The sequence below is a fragment of the Arthrobacter sp. MYb229 genome, assembly GCF_002975405.1.
GTDB lineage: Bacteria > Actinomycetota > Actinomycetes > Actinomycetales > Micrococcaceae > Glutamicibacter.
This window is the reverse complement of the sequence record NZ_PCPS01000002.1, coordinates 281,929-298,125: the sequence shown is the minus strand read 5'-3', so window position 1 is coordinate 298,125 and position 16,197 is coordinate 281,929. Positions and strand designations below refer to the sequence as shown.

At 58.9% G+C, this 16,197-nt stretch carries 12 protein-coding genes and 1 riboswitch; of the genes, 6 read left to right on the top strand and 6 right to left on the bottom strand.

All coding sequences use genetic code 11. From position 1 onward, the window contains the following. Positions 1-51: 51 nt before the first annotated feature. A complete protein-coding gene (map, locus tag CQ019_RS07870; RefSeq protein ID WP_105569376.1) occupies positions 52-828 on the top strand; it encodes a type I methionyl aminopeptidase in 777 nt (258 codons plus the stop codon). A 7-nt stretch (positions 829-835) separates the two neighbouring features. Here the strand turns inward: map and CQ019_RS07865 are convergent, their stop codons facing one another. From CQ019_RS07865 to CQ019_RS07850, 4 genes are all read right to left on the bottom strand, one after another. Beyond that, a complete protein-coding gene (locus tag CQ019_RS07865; RefSeq protein ID WP_258137293.1) occupies positions 836-1,372 on the bottom strand; it encodes a hypothetical protein in 537 nt (178 codons plus the stop codon). Positions 1,373-2,841: 1,469 nt separating this feature from the next. Next, positions 2,842-3,933, bottom strand: a complete 1,092-nt coding sequence (locus tag CQ019_RS07860; RefSeq protein ID WP_105569374.1) for an SDR family oxidoreductase — start codon at positions 3,931-3,933, stop codon at positions 2,842-2,844. Between the two features lie 706 nt (positions 3,934-4,639). Next, the gene (locus CQ019_RS07855; protein WP_096257480.1) at positions 4,640-5,809 is read right to left on the bottom strand and encodes a glycerate kinase; all 1,170 of its coding nucleotides are present in this window, start codon (positions 5,807-5,809) and stop codon (positions 4,640-4,642) included. A gap of 109 nt (positions 5,810-5,918) precedes the next feature. Next, positions 5,919-6,359, bottom strand: a complete 441-nt coding sequence (locus tag CQ019_RS07850; protein WP_096257478.1) for a MarR family winged helix-turn-helix transcriptional regulator — start codon at positions 6,357-6,359, stop codon at positions 5,919-5,921. Positions 6,360-6,452: 93 nt separating this feature from the next. On the opposite strand from CQ019_RS07850, the gene CQ019_RS07845 reads away from it, so the two are divergent. The 3 genes from CQ019_RS07845 (at position 6,453) to CQ019_RS07835 (ending at position 12,480) form a co-directional block, all read left to right on the top strand. Beyond that, positions 6,453-7,901, top strand: a complete 1,449-nt coding sequence (locus CQ019_RS07845; RefSeq protein WP_105569373.1) for an MFS transporter — start codon at positions 6,453-6,455, stop codon at positions 7,899-7,901. Between the two features lie 194 nt (positions 7,902-8,095). Further along, a riboswitch (TPP riboswitch) is annotated at positions 8,096-8,203 on the top strand. Beyond that, positions 8,201-9,943 (top strand): phosphomethylpyrimidine synthase ThiC, encoded by a 1,743-nt coding sequence (gene thiC / locus CQ019_RS07840; RefSeq protein ID WP_105569372.1) that lies wholly within the window; start codon positions 8,201-8,203, stop codon positions 9,941-9,943. It overlaps the preceding riboswitch by 3 nt. A gap of 1,031 nt (positions 9,944-10,974) precedes the next feature. Continuing rightward, the gene (locus CQ019_RS07835; protein WP_105553944.1) at positions 10,975-12,480 is read left to right on the top strand and encodes a SulP family inorganic anion transporter; all 1,506 of its coding nucleotides are present in this window, start codon (positions 10,975-10,977) and stop codon (positions 12,478-12,480) included. An 18-nt stretch (positions 12,481-12,498) separates the two neighbouring features. Here CQ019_RS07835 and CQ019_RS07830 read toward each other — a convergent pair whose 3' ends face one another. After that, positions 12,499-12,963 (bottom strand): GNAT family N-acetyltransferase, encoded by a 465-nt coding sequence (locus CQ019_RS07830; protein WP_105553945.1) that lies wholly within the window; start codon positions 12,961-12,963, stop codon positions 12,499-12,501. 190 nt (positions 12,964-13,153) lie between these two features. On the opposite strand from CQ019_RS07830, the gene CQ019_RS07825 reads away from it, so the two are divergent. Then, positions 13,154-14,530: an MFS transporter gene (locus CQ019_RS07825; RefSeq protein WP_105553946.1), complete on the top strand. Its 1,377-nt coding sequence runs from the start codon at positions 13,154-13,156 to the stop codon at positions 14,528-14,530. Positions 14,531-14,562: 32 nt separating this feature from the next. Continuing rightward, positions 14,563-14,949: a DUF1801 domain-containing protein gene (locus CQ019_RS07820; RefSeq protein WP_258137282.1), complete on the top strand. Its 387-nt coding sequence runs from the start codon at positions 14,563-14,565 to the stop codon at positions 14,947-14,949. Positions 14,950-14,958: 9 nt separating this feature from the next. On the opposite strand, the gene CQ019_RS07815 is transcribed toward CQ019_RS07820, so the two are convergent. After that, on the bottom strand, positions 14,959-16,068 hold the full coding sequence (locus tag CQ019_RS07815) for a hypothetical protein (RefSeq protein WP_096282686.1): 1,110 nt from the start codon (positions 16,066-16,068) through the stop codon (positions 14,959-14,961). Between the last annotated feature and the right edge of the window lie 129 nt (positions 16,069-16,197).

Below are 16,197 nucleotides of genomic sequence, written 5' to 3'. Positions count from 1 at the left end.
GTACCGGTATAGTATGGACGGTATTGTTATTGGTTTTATGAAAGGCTTCGCATGATCGAGATCCTGAATTCCCACGAAGCTGCCCGGGCTAAGGTCACCGGAGCTCTCGTGGGGCAGATCCTGCAAACCCTGCGGGACCGCAGCGTGGTGGGCACCAACCTTTTGGACATCAACGCTTGGGCCCGCGAGATGATCCTCGGAGCAGGCGCAGAATCCTGCTATGTCGATTACGCACCAGCTTTTGGACGCGGACCATTCGGCCATTACATCTGCACCGCGGTCAACGATGCGGTGCTGCACGGATTACCCCACGACTACGCACTGGCCGACGGTGATTTACTGACCCTGGATCTAGCGATTTCCAAGGAAGGCATCGCCGCTGATGCTGCCATCAGCTTTATCGTGGGGCCGACCCAGGACACCGCAAGCACCCAGCTGATCCAAGCCACGGAACACGCGTTAGCTGCCGGAATTGATGCGGCCCGGCCAGGGGCCAAAATTGGCGATATTTCCTATGCCATCGGCACAGTCTTGCGCGAGGCCGGGTACTCGATCAATATCGAATACGGCGGCCACGGGATCGGCTCGACAATGCATCAGGAACCTCACATTTCGAACAACGGACGGCCCAACCGAGGCTATAAGCTGGTTCCCGGATTAATGCTCGCGCTGGAACCATGGGTTATGACAAACACCGCGAAGCTCATCACCGATCCCGATGGCTGGACCTTGCGAAGCGCAACGGGTTGCCGTACCGCGCATACCGAACACACGGTACTGATCACCGAGGGGGCGCCTCAAGTATTGACCCTGCCGCCCTCCTCCTAGGCCGGGCTTACTCGGCCTCAGCGCGCTCCTTGACGATGGCCTCGGCCACGCTGGCAACATCTGGCGCGAAAGCGTACAGCTTGCCTGCATCTTGGTGCACCCACCAACGTCCACAGAGCGCGGTGCTCTGCAATTCAGCGTCCGCCGGCCACCAGTCGGCTTCGAGGGTTCGGTAGGTCACGAAATCCTCTGGTGCCATGTCCTTGGTCCGCGAATCGGCGGCGTAGCCTTTTTCCAGTTCCTTGGCGCTGGGAACGCCGGTGTTAGCCAGCGGCTCGCATTTGCCGCTTGGAAGTTCACCTGAGTAGTCCATGGTGAAAATTCGCTCGTGCCCGGTGCTGCGTTGCTCCAGGCGGACGTCGGTTCCACCATTGGGAGCCCAGCTGGGAAGCAACCCGGAAGCTACGCCTTCTGCGGAAGTCTTTGCGGTTTTGGAGGCCGAGTGCTCATATTTGTCTTCGGTTAGCTGACTGACGTCACATCCGGTCAGCAGCAAAGTGGTCGGAATGGCAAGTGCTATCAAGGGAACAAGTTTTTTCTTCATCACAACACAAGCCTATGAAAGCCTGTGGCGCCACGTCCTCAGCGGACGGGTGTAACTGTGCGTACTCCAAGTCCACCCCTGGCATGAGATCTCTGGACTCGGCGGTGGATAAGCCTCGGACCGAACCACGCCCCCAGTAGCGGAGGACCATGGAGGCCCGCCCCAGGCCGAGCAACCGAGTAGGCGCCGGTTCGCTCACTGCACGGCCCCCGCAAGTAGAGCCGCATCCTGAGTTCCCAGCGCATTGACGATCGGCGGCGTGCGCCATACCCATCCCCTGCATGCAGAGCTGCTGGATGCTGCAGGCACGTGGATCGCAGATTCGGTGGATTTGTTTTCAACGCAACACTGCGCACCGACTACGGCCAAAGATCAAGGATGCTCTGGATCCTACAGCCATTCCCCCTCGGGCAAGCTAGGAATCTGGCCCGAACATTCCCGTCAGGAACGCGCTATTGTGCCGATGGCGCCGCATAAAGAATTGCGTCGAGTCGAGGCCAAGACTCCTCAGCCCGAACCACTAACCCGTCTCTTCAATGCATAAATAAAAAATAATGTCCCGCCGAAGGCTTTGCCTTCGGCGGGACATTATCAAAAAGTACTACATTGCGGGGCTTTAGCCGCCGAGCCCACCGAGAAGGCCGAGAATGATCTCCAAAAGAGTATTGACCAGATCCATGATTCCTCCAGAAAGTGCGATGTGAATAAAAGTCCACGTTATCAACGGGTGCTGATGTAAATAAAACTAACAGTGGTCGAGTTTCCTGCGGTGAATATTCTCAATTATTACGAGTTTTATTCTTTGAATATCTAACTAACCTCAGGTAAACAGCATAAATCAAATAAATTTCACCGTGTCAATAATACTTAAGTAGGAGCCCAAAAGACTCAGCTTCTCCCTGACCGATTCATGGAAGTGACTCTTGCGAACGTTCTAGTTAAGCCAGATGATCCACTGGGTTAACAATAACTTTCATGTTCTTGCTCAGCCGATGGAACCTGGAATTCCAGTGAAGTTAAGTACCCAAACCTGCTCCGGCTACAGTTTCGTCATGAACGGGTGGCCTTCGGTGAAATGATCATCGCTCGACTCCGTAAACTCGTTCTGATGCTGTGCATCTCGCTCGTCATTGACCATCGCTACGAGAACCTCTTCGGACGTCAAGAGCGCATAGTGCCGAGTTTTACGTACGTCATTCCCAGTTCTTTGCACAAAACTGGGAATGACCCGCCCTCAGCTCAACGGCCATATTTCTCCGCTGGAGAACTACGCCCCGACGCCGGACCGCAATTCCACGAAAATTCCCACCTACGGAGATTCCGTTTTCACTAGGCTTTGATCCCCCGCCCAGGCCGGGTAAATGCTTCGATAACAGCGCATTCCCAGCTGCTGCGCCTGTTTATTCTCGACGTGGACGGCTAAGCCGTTGCGGCGACGCTCGTCTCTCTGGCCCAGAGATAGACGCTACTTAGGGGATGAGTTGATCCACGCGATAGCGGTCGAACAGCGCCACGAAAGCATCAAATGTTCGACGATACCCGGTAAAGCCAGCCACCCTGCTCTTCCCCATGTCTGCCACCACTTCTATGTTTCGCCCTAGGTCACCGTCGGTGTGCCACCACGAAGCCATGCGATCCAGCTTTTGTTCCGCCAACCCGTGCTTCAGCGCCAACTCACTCCACTGCCTTTCCCGGCCGCTCATGGCTTGCTCGAGAGGCCGAGGCGCCTGTTGGTAGCCTTCCCATTCAACTCCAAAGTGCGCGGCGAGCTTCGGCCACATCCAGCGCCACCGAAAGACATCGCCATTGACGATATTAAAGGCCTCATTGGCGGCACCAGGGGTCGTCGAAGCCCAGAGCATATGCTCTGCAAGCAGACCGGCGTCTGTCATGTCAGTCAGCCCGTTCCATTGCATTTCTGAGCCCGGGAAGACGAACGGTTCTCCCGTTTCCTTGCACAGCGTTGCTTGCGTGGCGAGCGTGAGCCCCATATTCATTGCGTTTCCCACAGCATGCCCAATGACGGTGTGCGCGCGGTGCACGGACCAGGTGAACCCCTGCTCGGCGGCCGCGGCGAACAACTCGTCTTCTTGCGCGTAGTAGAAGTTCCGAACGGGCAGCCGCGGTTCTTCTTCATGGAACGGAGTATCCGGCATCTCGCCGGCGGCGTAGGCTTCGAAAGGGCCAAGGTAGTGCTTTAGCCCCGTCATCAGAGCCACATGGGCAACCGGCTTGTCCCGCAGCGCGGCCAAGAGAACTCGCAACATGCCTGCGTTGACAGTGATGTTCTCTTCCTCAGAGTCCTGCCGCGACCAAGCGGTGAAGAAGATGTGCGTCGGATGTTCAGGAGCGAGAACGGCCGCCACTGATTCAGCCGAAGTCAGGTCCGCGGAAAGCCAGCGCACTCCGTCGCGATCAGCCCCCGGCCTGCGGGACAAGGCAATAACTGACCATCCTGCGGTGGCGAGGGTCTCCACAAGTGCAGATCCTGCGATGCCCGTCGCTCCAACCACGAGCGCTGTGCGTTGTTCACTCTGTACCGATTTGTCATTGATTGCCATACTGGTGCCAAGCTACGATGCAGGCTAGGTATTCCCGGCTGTCCGCCCGGTCGCCTGCTCGGAGCAATTCAAAAGATTATTCATCCGCGCGCGCCCACCCTGAGCGACTCGCTTCTGAAGCTACGCCACTCCCCCAACTCGGCATCTCAGACTCGAAAAATTGGCCTCAAAAACAGCTGAATTTCACGGTTCCTAGCTCCATACACACCACGACTTCCGGGCCGACCCAGATTGTTCGCCCTAGACTTCCCCTCCTACGCAACCAACTACGTCCTGAACTACGCGTTCAGGAAGCGGACGGTTCGTGCGGAGAACAGGGGAGCCTCGCCGCGCCGTTACACAACAGTTCACCAGCCCATCGCGCATCGCGATCCAGGGCCGAAGCAAGAATCTCTGCATGCTCCTGTTCAACATCGCGTTTCACATCACGGGCGTCTGGTCCTGCGCAACGCCCATAGGGCTGGATCCGGACCGAGGCGTTTGTGTCGGGTCCGTCTGCAGCGGCACACCACGGCCACTCGACCAATTTGTTGTGAAAATCTTGGTGTGAAGGATTCAACTCAGGTGTGTAATCATTCGGGTCTTCTGCCGAACTACGCGGGGAGCCATGCGGACAGTGGCAAATATTACGAGGAGCCGGTGCGCGTGATCATGAATGCCGGATTGCTCAGCGCCGATCCGGCAAGCGCCCGAATAGGCGCCTACTTTAATGCAGGTAAGTGCGCGCCACCTGATATGCGGTGCGCCGGATGAGCTCCAAAGCCTGCGATGAAAGCTCACCGAGATCGGCCGGGCCCTGTGCTATCGAATAGGCTGCGAGAATTCCCGACTCGGCGAGCAGCTCCTCGGCAAGGTCTACCGATCCGGCGATCACGATAATGTCTGCATCTCTGCGCGCAGCTTGCAGCACCCCGCTGACCACCTTGCCCTGCAGGGATTGCGAATCCAGGCGCCCCTCACCGGTAAAGACCAGCTGCGCGTCGGCAAGAATCTGGTGCGCGTTCAAAGCCTGCGCTACCAGTTCCCACCCGGGCACGAGCTCAACCTCGCAGTAAGATCCAAGGCAGAGCGCCAAGCCGCCGGCGGCTCCCATGCCGGGCTGCTCGCGCAGCTTTCGACCGGACGCGGTTTCCAAGGTGTCAGCGAGCCGAGCCAGTCCCGCATTCAGTGCTTCCACTTCCTGGGGCGAGGCGCCCTTTTGCGGTCCGAAAACCGCGGCGGCCCCGTTTTCTCCCAGCAACGGATTGGTGACATCGCAGGCGATCTGCCATTTGACTCGAGAAGCTCGCGAATCCAGACCGGAGATATCGATGCTCGCCAGGTCGTTCAGCGCACCACCGCCCGCAGCCAATTCTTTGCCCTGAGCATCGAGGAACTTCGCACCCAGAGCTGCGAGCAATCCAGCTCCGCCATCGGTGGTGGCCGAGCCACCAAGACAAAGAATGATTCGCTGCACTCCAAGCTCCAAGGCTTGAATGACAAGTGGGCCCAGCCCAAAAGTGGTGGCTTGAAGTGGTTGCCGCGGTACGTCACTGACCTGGGGCAATCCCGCGGCTTCCGCCGCCTCGATCACGGCGGTCGTTCCATCTGCAGACAACCCGAAACGCGAGTTGACGGTCCTGCCCAGCGCATCGGTTGTTTCAACGACCTTCGCTTCGGTTCCCCAAGCGTCGATCAACGCATCGAGGGTTCCCTCGCCGCCATCGGCAAAGGGAACGGCGGTGATCGATACCGTACGGGCCACAGAGGTAGCAGCCGCATTCACCCCTGCGGCGATCGCGTCCGCGACTTCGCTGGCCCGGGCGCTGCCTTTGAAGGAGTCCGGAACGATTGCCACATTTAGTGGTTGGGCCGCGGCTGGCGTGCGCTGTGTCATGGACTCAACATTAGGTGCTCTTGAATCCCCGGAATATAGGCAGGCATACATACTTTTGAGCACCAGCGAGCTGATTTATATGCATTACGCACCCTTGACGCGTAGCCGACTACTTACCGCCCTGCTGTTCGCGGTAGTCCTCGATTGACGCGTTGAACTTATGCAGAAGTTCTGCGAATTTGTTGACTTCTTCGGCCGGCCAATCCGAGGTAATGCGGTCGATTGCGCTGACCGAATGCTCGCGAACCTCCGTGAGCCGCTGCTGCCCCAGTTCGGTCAAGGCAAACTTTCGCGCAACACTGCCCGCCGGATCGAGGATTCGTTCGAGATAGCCGTCCCGCACAGCGGTGGTGGTTTGACGTTGCAGGGTCGAGGCGTCGAGGAGAAAAACCGTGCTCATTTCACCGATCGACATCGGCCCCTGGACTTCGATGCGGCTCATCAGCAGATAGACGCTGCGATCCAAGCCATCACCGCTTCGGCGCTGCGCGATGGTGTAGCGGCTGAGCAGCGTTTGCTCATACTCGATATCTGCTGTGCGGCGTTTCATGTACCTAATTCTCCACTTCTACTCATTCGATCATACCCGAACATGTATTATGAACATTTTATGCATCTTACACATTCACTCTGAGAGGCTCTCGTGTCCAAACCCACCTCTGCCGGGATTCCCGGCTCAGGTCTAGCCGTCGCCGTTCTCGCCTCCGCGGGCATCGCTTCGTCGATCACCCAGACCATGGTCACGCCGCTGATCCCACAGCTGCCCGGAATTTTTGATACCTCAGCCTCAAACACCGCGTGGATCATCACCGCCACGCTACTTGCAGCCGCGGTGGCAGTACCAATTTCCGGGCGCTTGGGCGACCTCTTTGGCAAACGGCGCATGCTGCTCATCCTGGCGCTGCCACTGATCCTCGGTTCCATCGTGTGCGCCATGGCCCCCACGGTGGAGGTCATGATCGTCGGCCGCGCACTGCAAGGCCTAGGCTCGGGCATGGTGCCACTGGGCATCGCCATGCTGCGTGACCTTGTCCCGAAGGAACGCCTGTCTTCGGCCATTGCCACGGTCAGCGCCACGCTGGGCGTCGGTGGCGCCATCGGCATGCCGATTTCCGCCGCCGTCATTGATTTCGCCAACTGGCGCGCCCTGTTCTACGGCAGCGCGGTAGTCACGCTGCTGGTAGTTGTCGCCATCTGGAAACTCATTCCTGCCCTGCCGGCCGGCGCCGCCGGACAGCGCTTCGACTGGCTGGGCGCCATTGGGCTGGGCATTGGCCTGATCTCGCTCATGCTTGCTGTCTCCAAGGGCTCCTCTTGGGGCTGGGCGGCACCGCTGACGCTGGGCCTGTTCGGAATCGCCGCCCTCACGCTGTTGCTCTGGGGCATTTGGGAAACACGGACCAAGGATCCGCTGGTTGACCTGCGCACCGCTGTTATTCCGCGGGTGCTGCTGACAAATATCGCCTCGATTTTCGTCGGCTTCGGAATGTACGCCAGCATGCTGGTCATGCCACAGATCCTGCAGCTGCCGTCGCAGACCGGCTATGGCTTGGGCCAGTCGATTCTCGCAGCCGGCCTCTGGATGGCTCCAGGCGGCCTGATGATGCTGGTACTCTCCCCTGTCGGCGGGCGGCTTTCCGACGCACGAGGCCCGAAGTTCACGCTGGTACTTGGCGTTTCGGTCATCGCCGTCGGCTACTGCCTGACCCTGCTCGGCATGGGTAGCGCGTGGAGCCTGATGCTCACCAGCCTCGTCATCAACGGTGGTGTGGCTCTGGCCTACGGCGCCATGCCGGCGATCATCATGGGCGCAGTCCCCCGCAGCGAAACGGCTGCGGCCAATGGCTTTAACACGCTGATGCGTTCGCTGGGCACGACCACCGGCGCCGCGGTCATCGGCCTGGTGCTGGCCCAGATGACCACCGATTTCGGCGGAGCTTCACTACCGTCAGAATCCGGATTCCGCGCGGCGCTGATACTTGGAGCTGGCATTTCCGTGGTCGCGGCAATCTTGGCGGCCTGCATTCCCAACGCCGCGAAGAAGAGGGCGATCGAAGTCGACGCGTCGCAGGAACTCAGCCTGAACAAGTAGTCACCCCGGCTCTTCGGAATTGCCGAGTTTATGCTCAGCTTTGACATAGAAACCCCGGGTAATGTCGTAGACACCTCCTTGAAGGTGCGAGTGATGATCGTAAGGCTCCCGTTGGATATTGCCCAACGGGAGCCTTTCACTTTAAAGTTTCTCGTCTTCCTTGCAAGTCCACGTTGTCAGTCGTGATACCTTGTTTGAGACCACACGGGTGCCCTCGCAGGGGCTGAGATCGGGCTAACGCCGTCCGCGACCGTTGAACCTGTCCGGGTAATGCCGGCGAAGGAAGTGAGTTTCCCACAGTGGAACAATTTGAACAGCACTCTGCCCACACCCTTGCCTACCGTGAGTCTGCGGGAATTTCGGTTCCTGTCACGCAGATCCAGCTGGCAGATGCCCCCAACGGCGAGCCGAACGAACCGCTGCAGGTGTACCGCACCAGCGGCCCGGGAAGCGACCCGACCACGGGGCTGAAACCATTTCGAGAGTCGTGGATTCGTGAGCGTGGAGATGTCGAGACCTATGCCGGGCGTGAGCGCAACTTGCACGATGATGGCAGATCCGCGGTCCGCCGCGGCACGGCGAGCGCCGAATGGGCCGGGCGCTCGGCACCACCGTTGCGTTCGGCACCCGGGACTCGGGTCACCCAGATGCACTACGCACGGCAAGGGGTCATCACCCCGGAAATGCGCTATGTGGCCCTGCGCGAAGAATGCGATGTCGAGCTGGTGCGCAGCGAGCTAGCGGCCGGCCGGGCAATCCTTCCGGTGAACATCAACCATCCGGAATCCGAACCGATGATCATCGGCAAGGCCTTCTTGGTAAAAATCAACGCGAACATCGGCAACTCGGCGGTGACCAGCTCGATCGCCGAGGAAGTCTCCAAACTCCAGTGGGCTACCAAATGGGGTGCCGACACGGTGATGGACCTTTCCACCGGCGACGATATCCACACCACCCGTGAATGGATCATCCGCAACTCGCCGGTTCCCATCGGCACCGTCCCGATCTACCAAGCACTAGAAAAGGTCAACGGCGAAGCGAACGAACTGACCTGGGAGATCTTCCGCGACACGGTCATCGAACAGTGCGAGCAGGGCGTGGACTACATGACCATTCATGCAGGTGTGCTGCTGCGCTACATCCCGCTGACCGCCAACCGGGTCACCGGAATGGTCTCCCGCGGCGGGTCGATTATGGCCGGTTGGTGCCTTGCGCATCATCAGGAGAATTTCCTTTACACCCACTTTGACGAACTCTGCGAGATTTTCTCTCGTTACGATGTCGCATTCTCCCTGGGCGACGGGCTGCGTCCAGGCTCCATCGCGGACGCGAATGATGCGGCCCAGTTCGCCGAGCTGGATACCTTGGCGGAGTTGACCAAGCGTGCCTGGAAATATGATGTTCAAGTGATGGTCGAAGGCCCCGGGCATATCCCTTTCCATCTGGTGCGCGAGAATGTGGAACGCCAGCAGGAGCTTTGCGACGGGGCGCCGTTCTACACGCTCGGCCCGCTGGTCACCGATATAGCTCCGGGATATGACCACATCACCAGCGCAATCGGCGCGACCGAAATCGCCCGCTATGGCACCGCGATGCTCTGCTACGTCACGCCCAAAGAGCACCTGGGCCTGCCCAACCGGGATGATGTGAAGACCGGGGTGATCACCTATAAGATTGCGGCGCACGCGGCGGATCTCGCCAAGGGCCACCCGGGCGCCACGGCGCGGGATGATGCGCTGAGCAAGGCGCGTTTCGAATTCCGCTGGAATGACCAGTTCTCCCTTTCACTGGACCCCGTTACGGCGCAGGAATACCACGACGAGACGTTGCCGGCGGAACCAGCGAAGACCGCGCACTTCTGCTCAATGTGTGGCCCGAAATTCTGCTCCATGCGGATCTCCCAAGACATTCGGGATGAATATGGATCCGCCGAGGCACAGGCTGCATTGGCCGGGATGGCTGAGAAAAGCCGGCAGTTCCTTGAAAGCGGTGGCAAGGTATATGTCGGGGAAGAGATACCTGTTGGACCCGGTACGCTCTAGAACCGGGAAACCCGAAGCGCAGCCAAAGTGCCTGCACAGAAAGCGCGCTTAGAGTTATAAGTACCTCATTGAAGGTGCGAGTGATGATCGTAAAGCTCCCGTTGGATTGTATCCAACGGGAGCTTTTCAATTTTGGCCGTTCAACCCACTGTGCGGCACGAGCCCGGCGGTTCCAACCCAAGGTCAGGACTCTGTCGACGAAATGATCGGCAAACTTTTCCGTTCGCTCCGGTGTCGATTGCCGAGCGGGCCGACAAGACCTTAGACTCAAAATTCCGCGCTTGCCCGAGAACCTCCAATAGCCAACACCCAGATCATTTACTCGGTAGTTCTTTTTCTTTCGCCTCCAGATGGATCCTAGGTTCCGGCGCCAGGTAGTTCGACTGCAAGCTACCCGTTGCTTGAATACCGAGCCAAACCAAAGCTCCAGCATAGAGTCGTATCTTAGAGTGGAATTACCTCATTGAAGGTGCGAGTGATGATCGGGAGCATCCCGCCGGGCAACCGGCGGGATGCTCTTGTTAATCGGCAAGATAATCCTCGTCAGCGGGCCGATAGTTGATTGTCGGGTTATCTCGCGGAATTACTCAGCTCCAGCACAGAGTCGACTCTTAGTCTGGAGTTACCTCATTGAAGGTGCGAGTGATGATCGTTAGAATTCCCGCCGGCTTAGCCGGCGGGAATTCTTGGTTAAGCCGGGCGCCCTCGAGCGGCGAGGCATTTCGTAAGAAAACGGTGGTGGCAATTGGGCTCCGACCATGTCCCTCACGCCCACACCACGGTGCACACGAGCTTCCCGGGTTGAAAATCCCACACCGATCGCCAATAGAAATAAAACGTTGTCCACAGAGGCAGCGTAGTTCGGGGCATCCATCGGGGCCCTAATCGAAGATTGCGTTTGGGGCTGCTCGCCTCGGACATGTAGTACGCATCATGCACGCGGCGCTGGCTGAGGCTTCGGCAAATGAGATAATTTTGTCAGGTCCCCTCCGCATTTTCGATTCGGGGATGTCTAACTGAATGGAGCCCTTATGGCGACCGTGGCCACCGACCTGTCCCCGCTAGAGCGCCAATCCGTATGGCGCACGCTGAAGTCTCCGAGGCTTCTGAAGACCGAGCTGCTCGCCGGGCTTGTGGTCTCCCTAGCTTTGATTCCGGAGGTAATCGCCTTCTCGATCATTGCCGGTGTGGATCCCCGAATCGGTATTTTCGCCTCGTTCACGATGTCGATCGTGATCGCTTTTACCGGTGGCCGTCCTGCAATGATCTCCGCGGCCGCCGGCGCGGTGGCCCTCGTGGTTGCTCCCCTGGTGCGAAGCCATGGGGTGGACCATCTGTTCGCCGCGGTCATTCTGGCCGGAATCTTTCAGGTCGTCCTCGCCCTGCTAGGTGTGGCGAAGCTGATGCGCTTCATCCCCAGACAGGTGATGCTCGGCTTCGTCAACGCCTTGGCCATTCTGATTTTTCTCTCACAGATGCCCGAGCTGACGGCAGTGCCGTGGGTCGTCTACCCGCTGGTGCTGCTCGGTCTCGGCATAGTCTATTTCTTCCCTAAGATCACCAAGGCGGTTCCCGCCCCGCTGGTCGCGATCGTGGTGCTGACCCTGATCACCGTGTTCGCCAAGGTCACCGTGCCTACGGTGGGAGACAAGGGAGAGCTGCCCGATTCGCTGCCTTTCTTCATCATCCCGCAGGTTCCCTACACCATGGAGACCTTGAAGGTAATCGCGCCCTATGCGTTGGCAGTCGCATTCGTTGGCCTGCTGGAATCGCTGCTGACGGCCAAACTCGTAGATGACATCACCGACACCCCGTCAAGCAAGACCCGAGAATCATGGGGCCAGGGGACCGCCAATATCGTGACCGGATTCTTTGGCGGAATCTGTGGCTGCGCCATGATCGGCCAAACCATGATCGGGGTGAAGGCCTCCGGCGGGCGTACCCGCATATCCACCATGTTCGCCGGCGTATTCATGCTCTTGCTTGCAGTGCTCTTCGGCGACATCGTGGCGCAGATACCGATGGCGGCGCTCGTCGCGATCATGATTTTCGTGTCGTTCACGACGTTCAATTGGCACAGCATCCGCCCGAGCACGCTGAAGATGATGCCCAAGAGCGAAACTGCGGTCATGGTTGTCACCGTGGTCTTCACCGTGGCCACCAACAACCTGGCCATCGGTGTGGGCCTGGGCGTTCTCACCGCGGTGGTGCTCTTCGCCAACCGGGTGGCGCATTTCGTGACGGTCAAACGCAGCGTCACCGGGGTGGAAGACGGCCAAGCGGCCATCTACACCGTCGACGGCGAATTGTTCTTCGCTTCCTCCAACGACCTCTACACCCAGTTCGACTACGCCGGGGATCCGCAACGGATCATCATCGATATGTCCGCCTCCCATCTGTGGGACGCCTCCACGATCGCAGCGCTGGATTCCGTGACGGATAAATACGAGAAGTACGGCAAGCAGGTTCAGGTACTGGGCCTCAACGAGGCAAGCCTGAGAATGCGTGAGCGTTTGGGCGGGAAACTCGGCGGCTAAGGCGCAGCAGCGCCCGATTCAGTCGAGCCGATGATGCATGAAGACGCTGTGCGGGTCCTCGGCATAGGAACCGAACGCTTCGCAAACGGTGAACCCGGCCGAAGCATATAACTTGCGGGCAGGAATGAAATGATCGTGTGTTCCAGTCTCCAAATAGAGCTCGCTGATGCCGGTCGCACGGGCCTGCCCGATCAGACGTTCCAGCATCGCGCGGCCTAATCCCCTGCCGCGGTGCGCCGCTGCGGTGCGCATGCTTTTCAACTCGGCTCTCGACTTGTCCAGGTTCCGCAACGCCCCCAAGGCTACGATCTGGCCTCCGAGGTAGCCGGCAAATATCTTCATGTCATTTTCCCCGAGCTGTGTGCTGTTCAGCGCGTGCCGGCTTTCCGGCGGCGCGGTCGGGCTCAGCTCACGCAAGTGCTCAGCGATCGATAAATCCACGGCCGGATCGGCGGCGCTGACTTGCCTGAAGATGATTTCCATATTCATAGCCTTGCAACATCCGATGACAACCTGATTTCCCGGATGTGACCTGCCGAATAATTATTTGCGCGAAGGCAAGTGAGCCAACAAGTTCTGTTGCTCCCTATCCGACCCGCTGACATTGTCGGTAGTTGTCAGTATTCTTTTCACTACTACACACTGGCGCACCATATGAACATGGGACCCTCCGATGACCGATGTACCTCCGGATCGTGAACTAGACTCGATCGCGCCGAACCCAGGGGTTCCACGCGACGGGCAGCGATCCTTCATGCATATCCTCGTCAACACCGCCGTAGCAAACCTCACCACGAGCTACTTGTGGTTTGCGCTGACGTTCTGGGTCTACCTCGAAACCGAAAACGTGATGGCCACCGGAATCATCGGCGGTACCTTCATGCTGCTGATCGCGCTGTTCTCCATGGTGTTCGGAACCATCGTGGATAACCACAAGAAGAAATCGGTGTTCGTGTTCTCTGCGGTGTTCACCGCTCTCATGTTCACTTTGGCAGCGTTGATCTACCTGTGGTTGCCCACCGAAGCCATCCTGAATATCGGCGGTTGGCAATTCTGGTTGTTCTGCGGCGTCATCCTCATCGGCGCCGTGGTTGAGCAGATGCGTGGCATCGCCTTGTCGACCACCGTAACCCTGCTGATTCCCGTGGAACGCCACGCCAACGCCAATGGGCTGGTCGGTACGGTGCAGGGCATCGCATTCATCGTCACCAGCGTGTTCAGCGGGCTGTCCATTGGCCTGCTGGGCATGGGGTGGACGCTCACCCTGGCGTTGGTTCTGGTCGTGGTGACGCTCGTACATTTGCTGACGGTATCGCTGCCCGAGGAAGCACCCGAGGTGGAACCGGGGCATACCAAGCGAACCGACCTCAAACTCGGATTCACCACCGTTCTGGCTATCCCGGGCCTGTTCGCCCTGATCATTTTCTCCATGTTCAATAACTTCATCGGCGGGGTCTACATGGCGCTGATGGATCCCTATGGGCTGACCATCATGAGCGTAGAAGCCTGGGGCATCGTCTTTGGCCTGGCTTCGACGGGGTTCATCATAGGCGGCCTGCTCATCGCCAAGTTCGGCTTGGGCAAGAACCCGATTCGAACCCTATTGCTGGCCGTGGTGGTGATGGGCATGCTCGGTGCGCTCTTCACCATCCGAGAATGGACCTGGCTCTACATCGTGGGGATCTGGTTGTACATGATCCTGATCCCGGCGGTTGAAGCTTCCGAGCAGACCGTGATCCAGAAAGTCGTGCCCTTCCGGCGGCAGGGACGGGTCTTCGGGTTTGCGCAGATGATGGAGGCCGCGGCAGCGCCCATCACCGCATTTATGATCGCCCCGGTGGCCCAGTACCTGATCATTCCGTTCATGAAGACCGAAGAGGGCGATGCAAGCTTCGGTTGGCTCGTTGGCCAGGGCGATGCACGAGGTATCGCGCTCATCTTCCTCGGCGCGGGACTAATCATGGTGGTTGTGGCCTTGCTGGCCATGAGCAGCAAGCAATACCGCAAGCTCTCTCGAATTTTCCAAGCGCCCGAACCGGTGACCACGTGAGCACCGCGAAAACCCGACCTACCAACGCAAGCGTGGAGGACTTCATCCAGTCGGCCACCCCGATAAAACGACGCGAAGACGGCCAACTGCTCAACAGCATCTTTCGCGAGGTCACAGGGGCTGAACCGGTTCTGTGGGGGCCATCGATTGTTGGCTACGGGCAGTACACCTACGTCTCACCATCAAACTCCAGGAACACCGGAATCTGGCTCAAGACCGGTTTCTCTCCCCGCAAGGCGCAACTGTCCATCTACGGGTTGAAAGATCAGGAAGCTGGCGCACAACTGCTCCCCCGGCTAGGAAAATACACCGAGGGAGCAGGCTGTGTTTACGTGAAAAAGCTGGAGGATATCGACATGGAGATTCTGCGTCAGCTCATCAAAATTGCTTTCGCCAGAGCGGAGGATTCCCCGGAGTAGCCGGCAAGCCTATTCCGATTCTTCGATCAGGCTCTCCGCTTCGCTCAGGCCTGCAGAAATGACCGGTAGCAGTCGCTCGTCAACACCGTACTCTTCGCCCTTGACCTGAAGCAGTCCAAACGCTGCTAGCGAGGCCAGTGCCTCACGAGCTTCGGGAAGAACCGCGTCGAAGTTCTTCGGACCGCAATTGCGGCGTAGCCCTTCGAAGTCAGCCTCACGGCCGGTGACGGCGGTGACCAGCAGATTCCGCAGCACCAGGAAGAATGCTTCGTCGCGTTCGGTGAAGGCATCGTTGGGGATCAGGTGGCTTTGCACGCAGCCGACGCCCATCTCGAAGAGCAGCTGCGCGCTCTCGGATTCTTCGCCTTCGACAAAGTGCGCGAAGGCCTCTTCGTCGCGAACGATCTTGCCGCCGGAAGGGTCAACAACTGAGAGTATGGCCGCGTTCCAGACGTGGGCGAACACATCCGGGGCTGGCTCGTCGACCTTCACCGTCGCCGCGTCCACACCGACCGCGTTCATCACGCGAACCCGTGCCTCATTGTCGGCTTCGCTGAACGCGCTGATGTCCACGCCGTCTCCCAGAGCTTCGGAGAAGGCCTTGACCTTGGCGTACAGTTCAGTGCCGCGCAGCAGTGCGCACAGCTCCGCGTCTTCCTCGGCGAAACCCTTCAGCGCGTCGTCGAGCAGTTCACGTAGTTCGGTGAGGTTCTCTTCCCCGCCTTCCCAGGTTCCACGGGAGGTCAGGAAGGAGAAGTAGTCCAGCCAGGCGGTGAAGATTGGCTCGGCTTCGAGGCCCTCAGGCAGGTTCACCAAGAATTCGGCGAATACCTGTCCGAAGAGCTCTGGGTCGATATCTCGCAGATTGGAGCTGCGCGCCAGTTCGGCATATTCGGCGCCGACCGAGCGCACCACGCCCAGCTGGATCTCAGCGATCTGAGCGGCTTCCGCGGCGCCGAAGGCCGGCACGGTTTCGGTGACCCACGCGGCGTAGTCCTCGCGCATCGCATCTACCGAAATTTCTGCCTGGACTTTGAAGACGCTGCGGCCGCGCTGTGCTGCTTTTGCGGGGTTTCCTGCGCCCGAGTTCTTCTTGCCCTGCTTCTTTTTGCTGGCCATGAAATGTCCTTGGTTCTTGTGCGGATTCGTTTTGTTAAAGCCTACGGGCTGAGCCCGGCTCGCACTCATTCGCTCCGCATCCACCGGGGTGCGAATTATCTCGAACTTTGGCTCTCCACGAGTGAATTT

Bases quoted from the DNA above. Each gene is read 5' to 3' on its own strand.
- CQ019_RS07830 (WP_105553945.1), bottom strand. From the start codon at position 12,963: ATGGAAATCATCTTCAGGCAAGTCAGCGCCGCCGATCCGGCCGTGGAT.
- CQ019_RS07860 (WP_105569374.1), bottom strand. From the start codon at position 3,933: ATGGCAATCAATGACAAATCGGTACAGAGTGAACAACGCACAGCGCTC.
- CQ019_RS07815 (WP_096282686.1), bottom strand. From the start codon at position 16,068: ATGGCCAGCAAAAAGAAGCAGGGCAAGAAGAACTCGGGCGCAGGAAAC.
- CQ019_RS07850 (WP_096257478.1), bottom strand. From the start codon at position 6,359: ATGAAACGCCGCACAGCAGATATCGAGTATGAGCAAACGCTGCTCAGC.
- CQ019_RS07825 (WP_105553946.1), top strand. From the start codon at position 13,154: ATGACCGATGTACCTCCGGATCGTGAACTAGACTCGATCGCGCCGAAC.
- CQ019_RS07865 (WP_258137293.1), bottom strand. From the start codon at position 1,372: ATGAAGAAAAAACTTGTTCCCTTGATAGCACTTGCCATTCCGACCACT.
- map (WP_105569376.1), top strand. From the start codon at position 52: ATGATCGAGATCCTGAATTCCCACGAAGCTGCCCGGGCTAAGGTCACC.
- CQ019_RS07855 (WP_096257480.1), bottom strand. From the start codon at position 5,809: ATGACACAGCGCACGCCAGCCGCGGCCCAACCACTAAATGTGGCAATC.
- CQ019_RS07835 (WP_105553944.1), top strand. From the start codon at position 10,975: ATGGCGACCGTGGCCACCGACCTGTCCCCGCTAGAGCGCCAATCCGTA.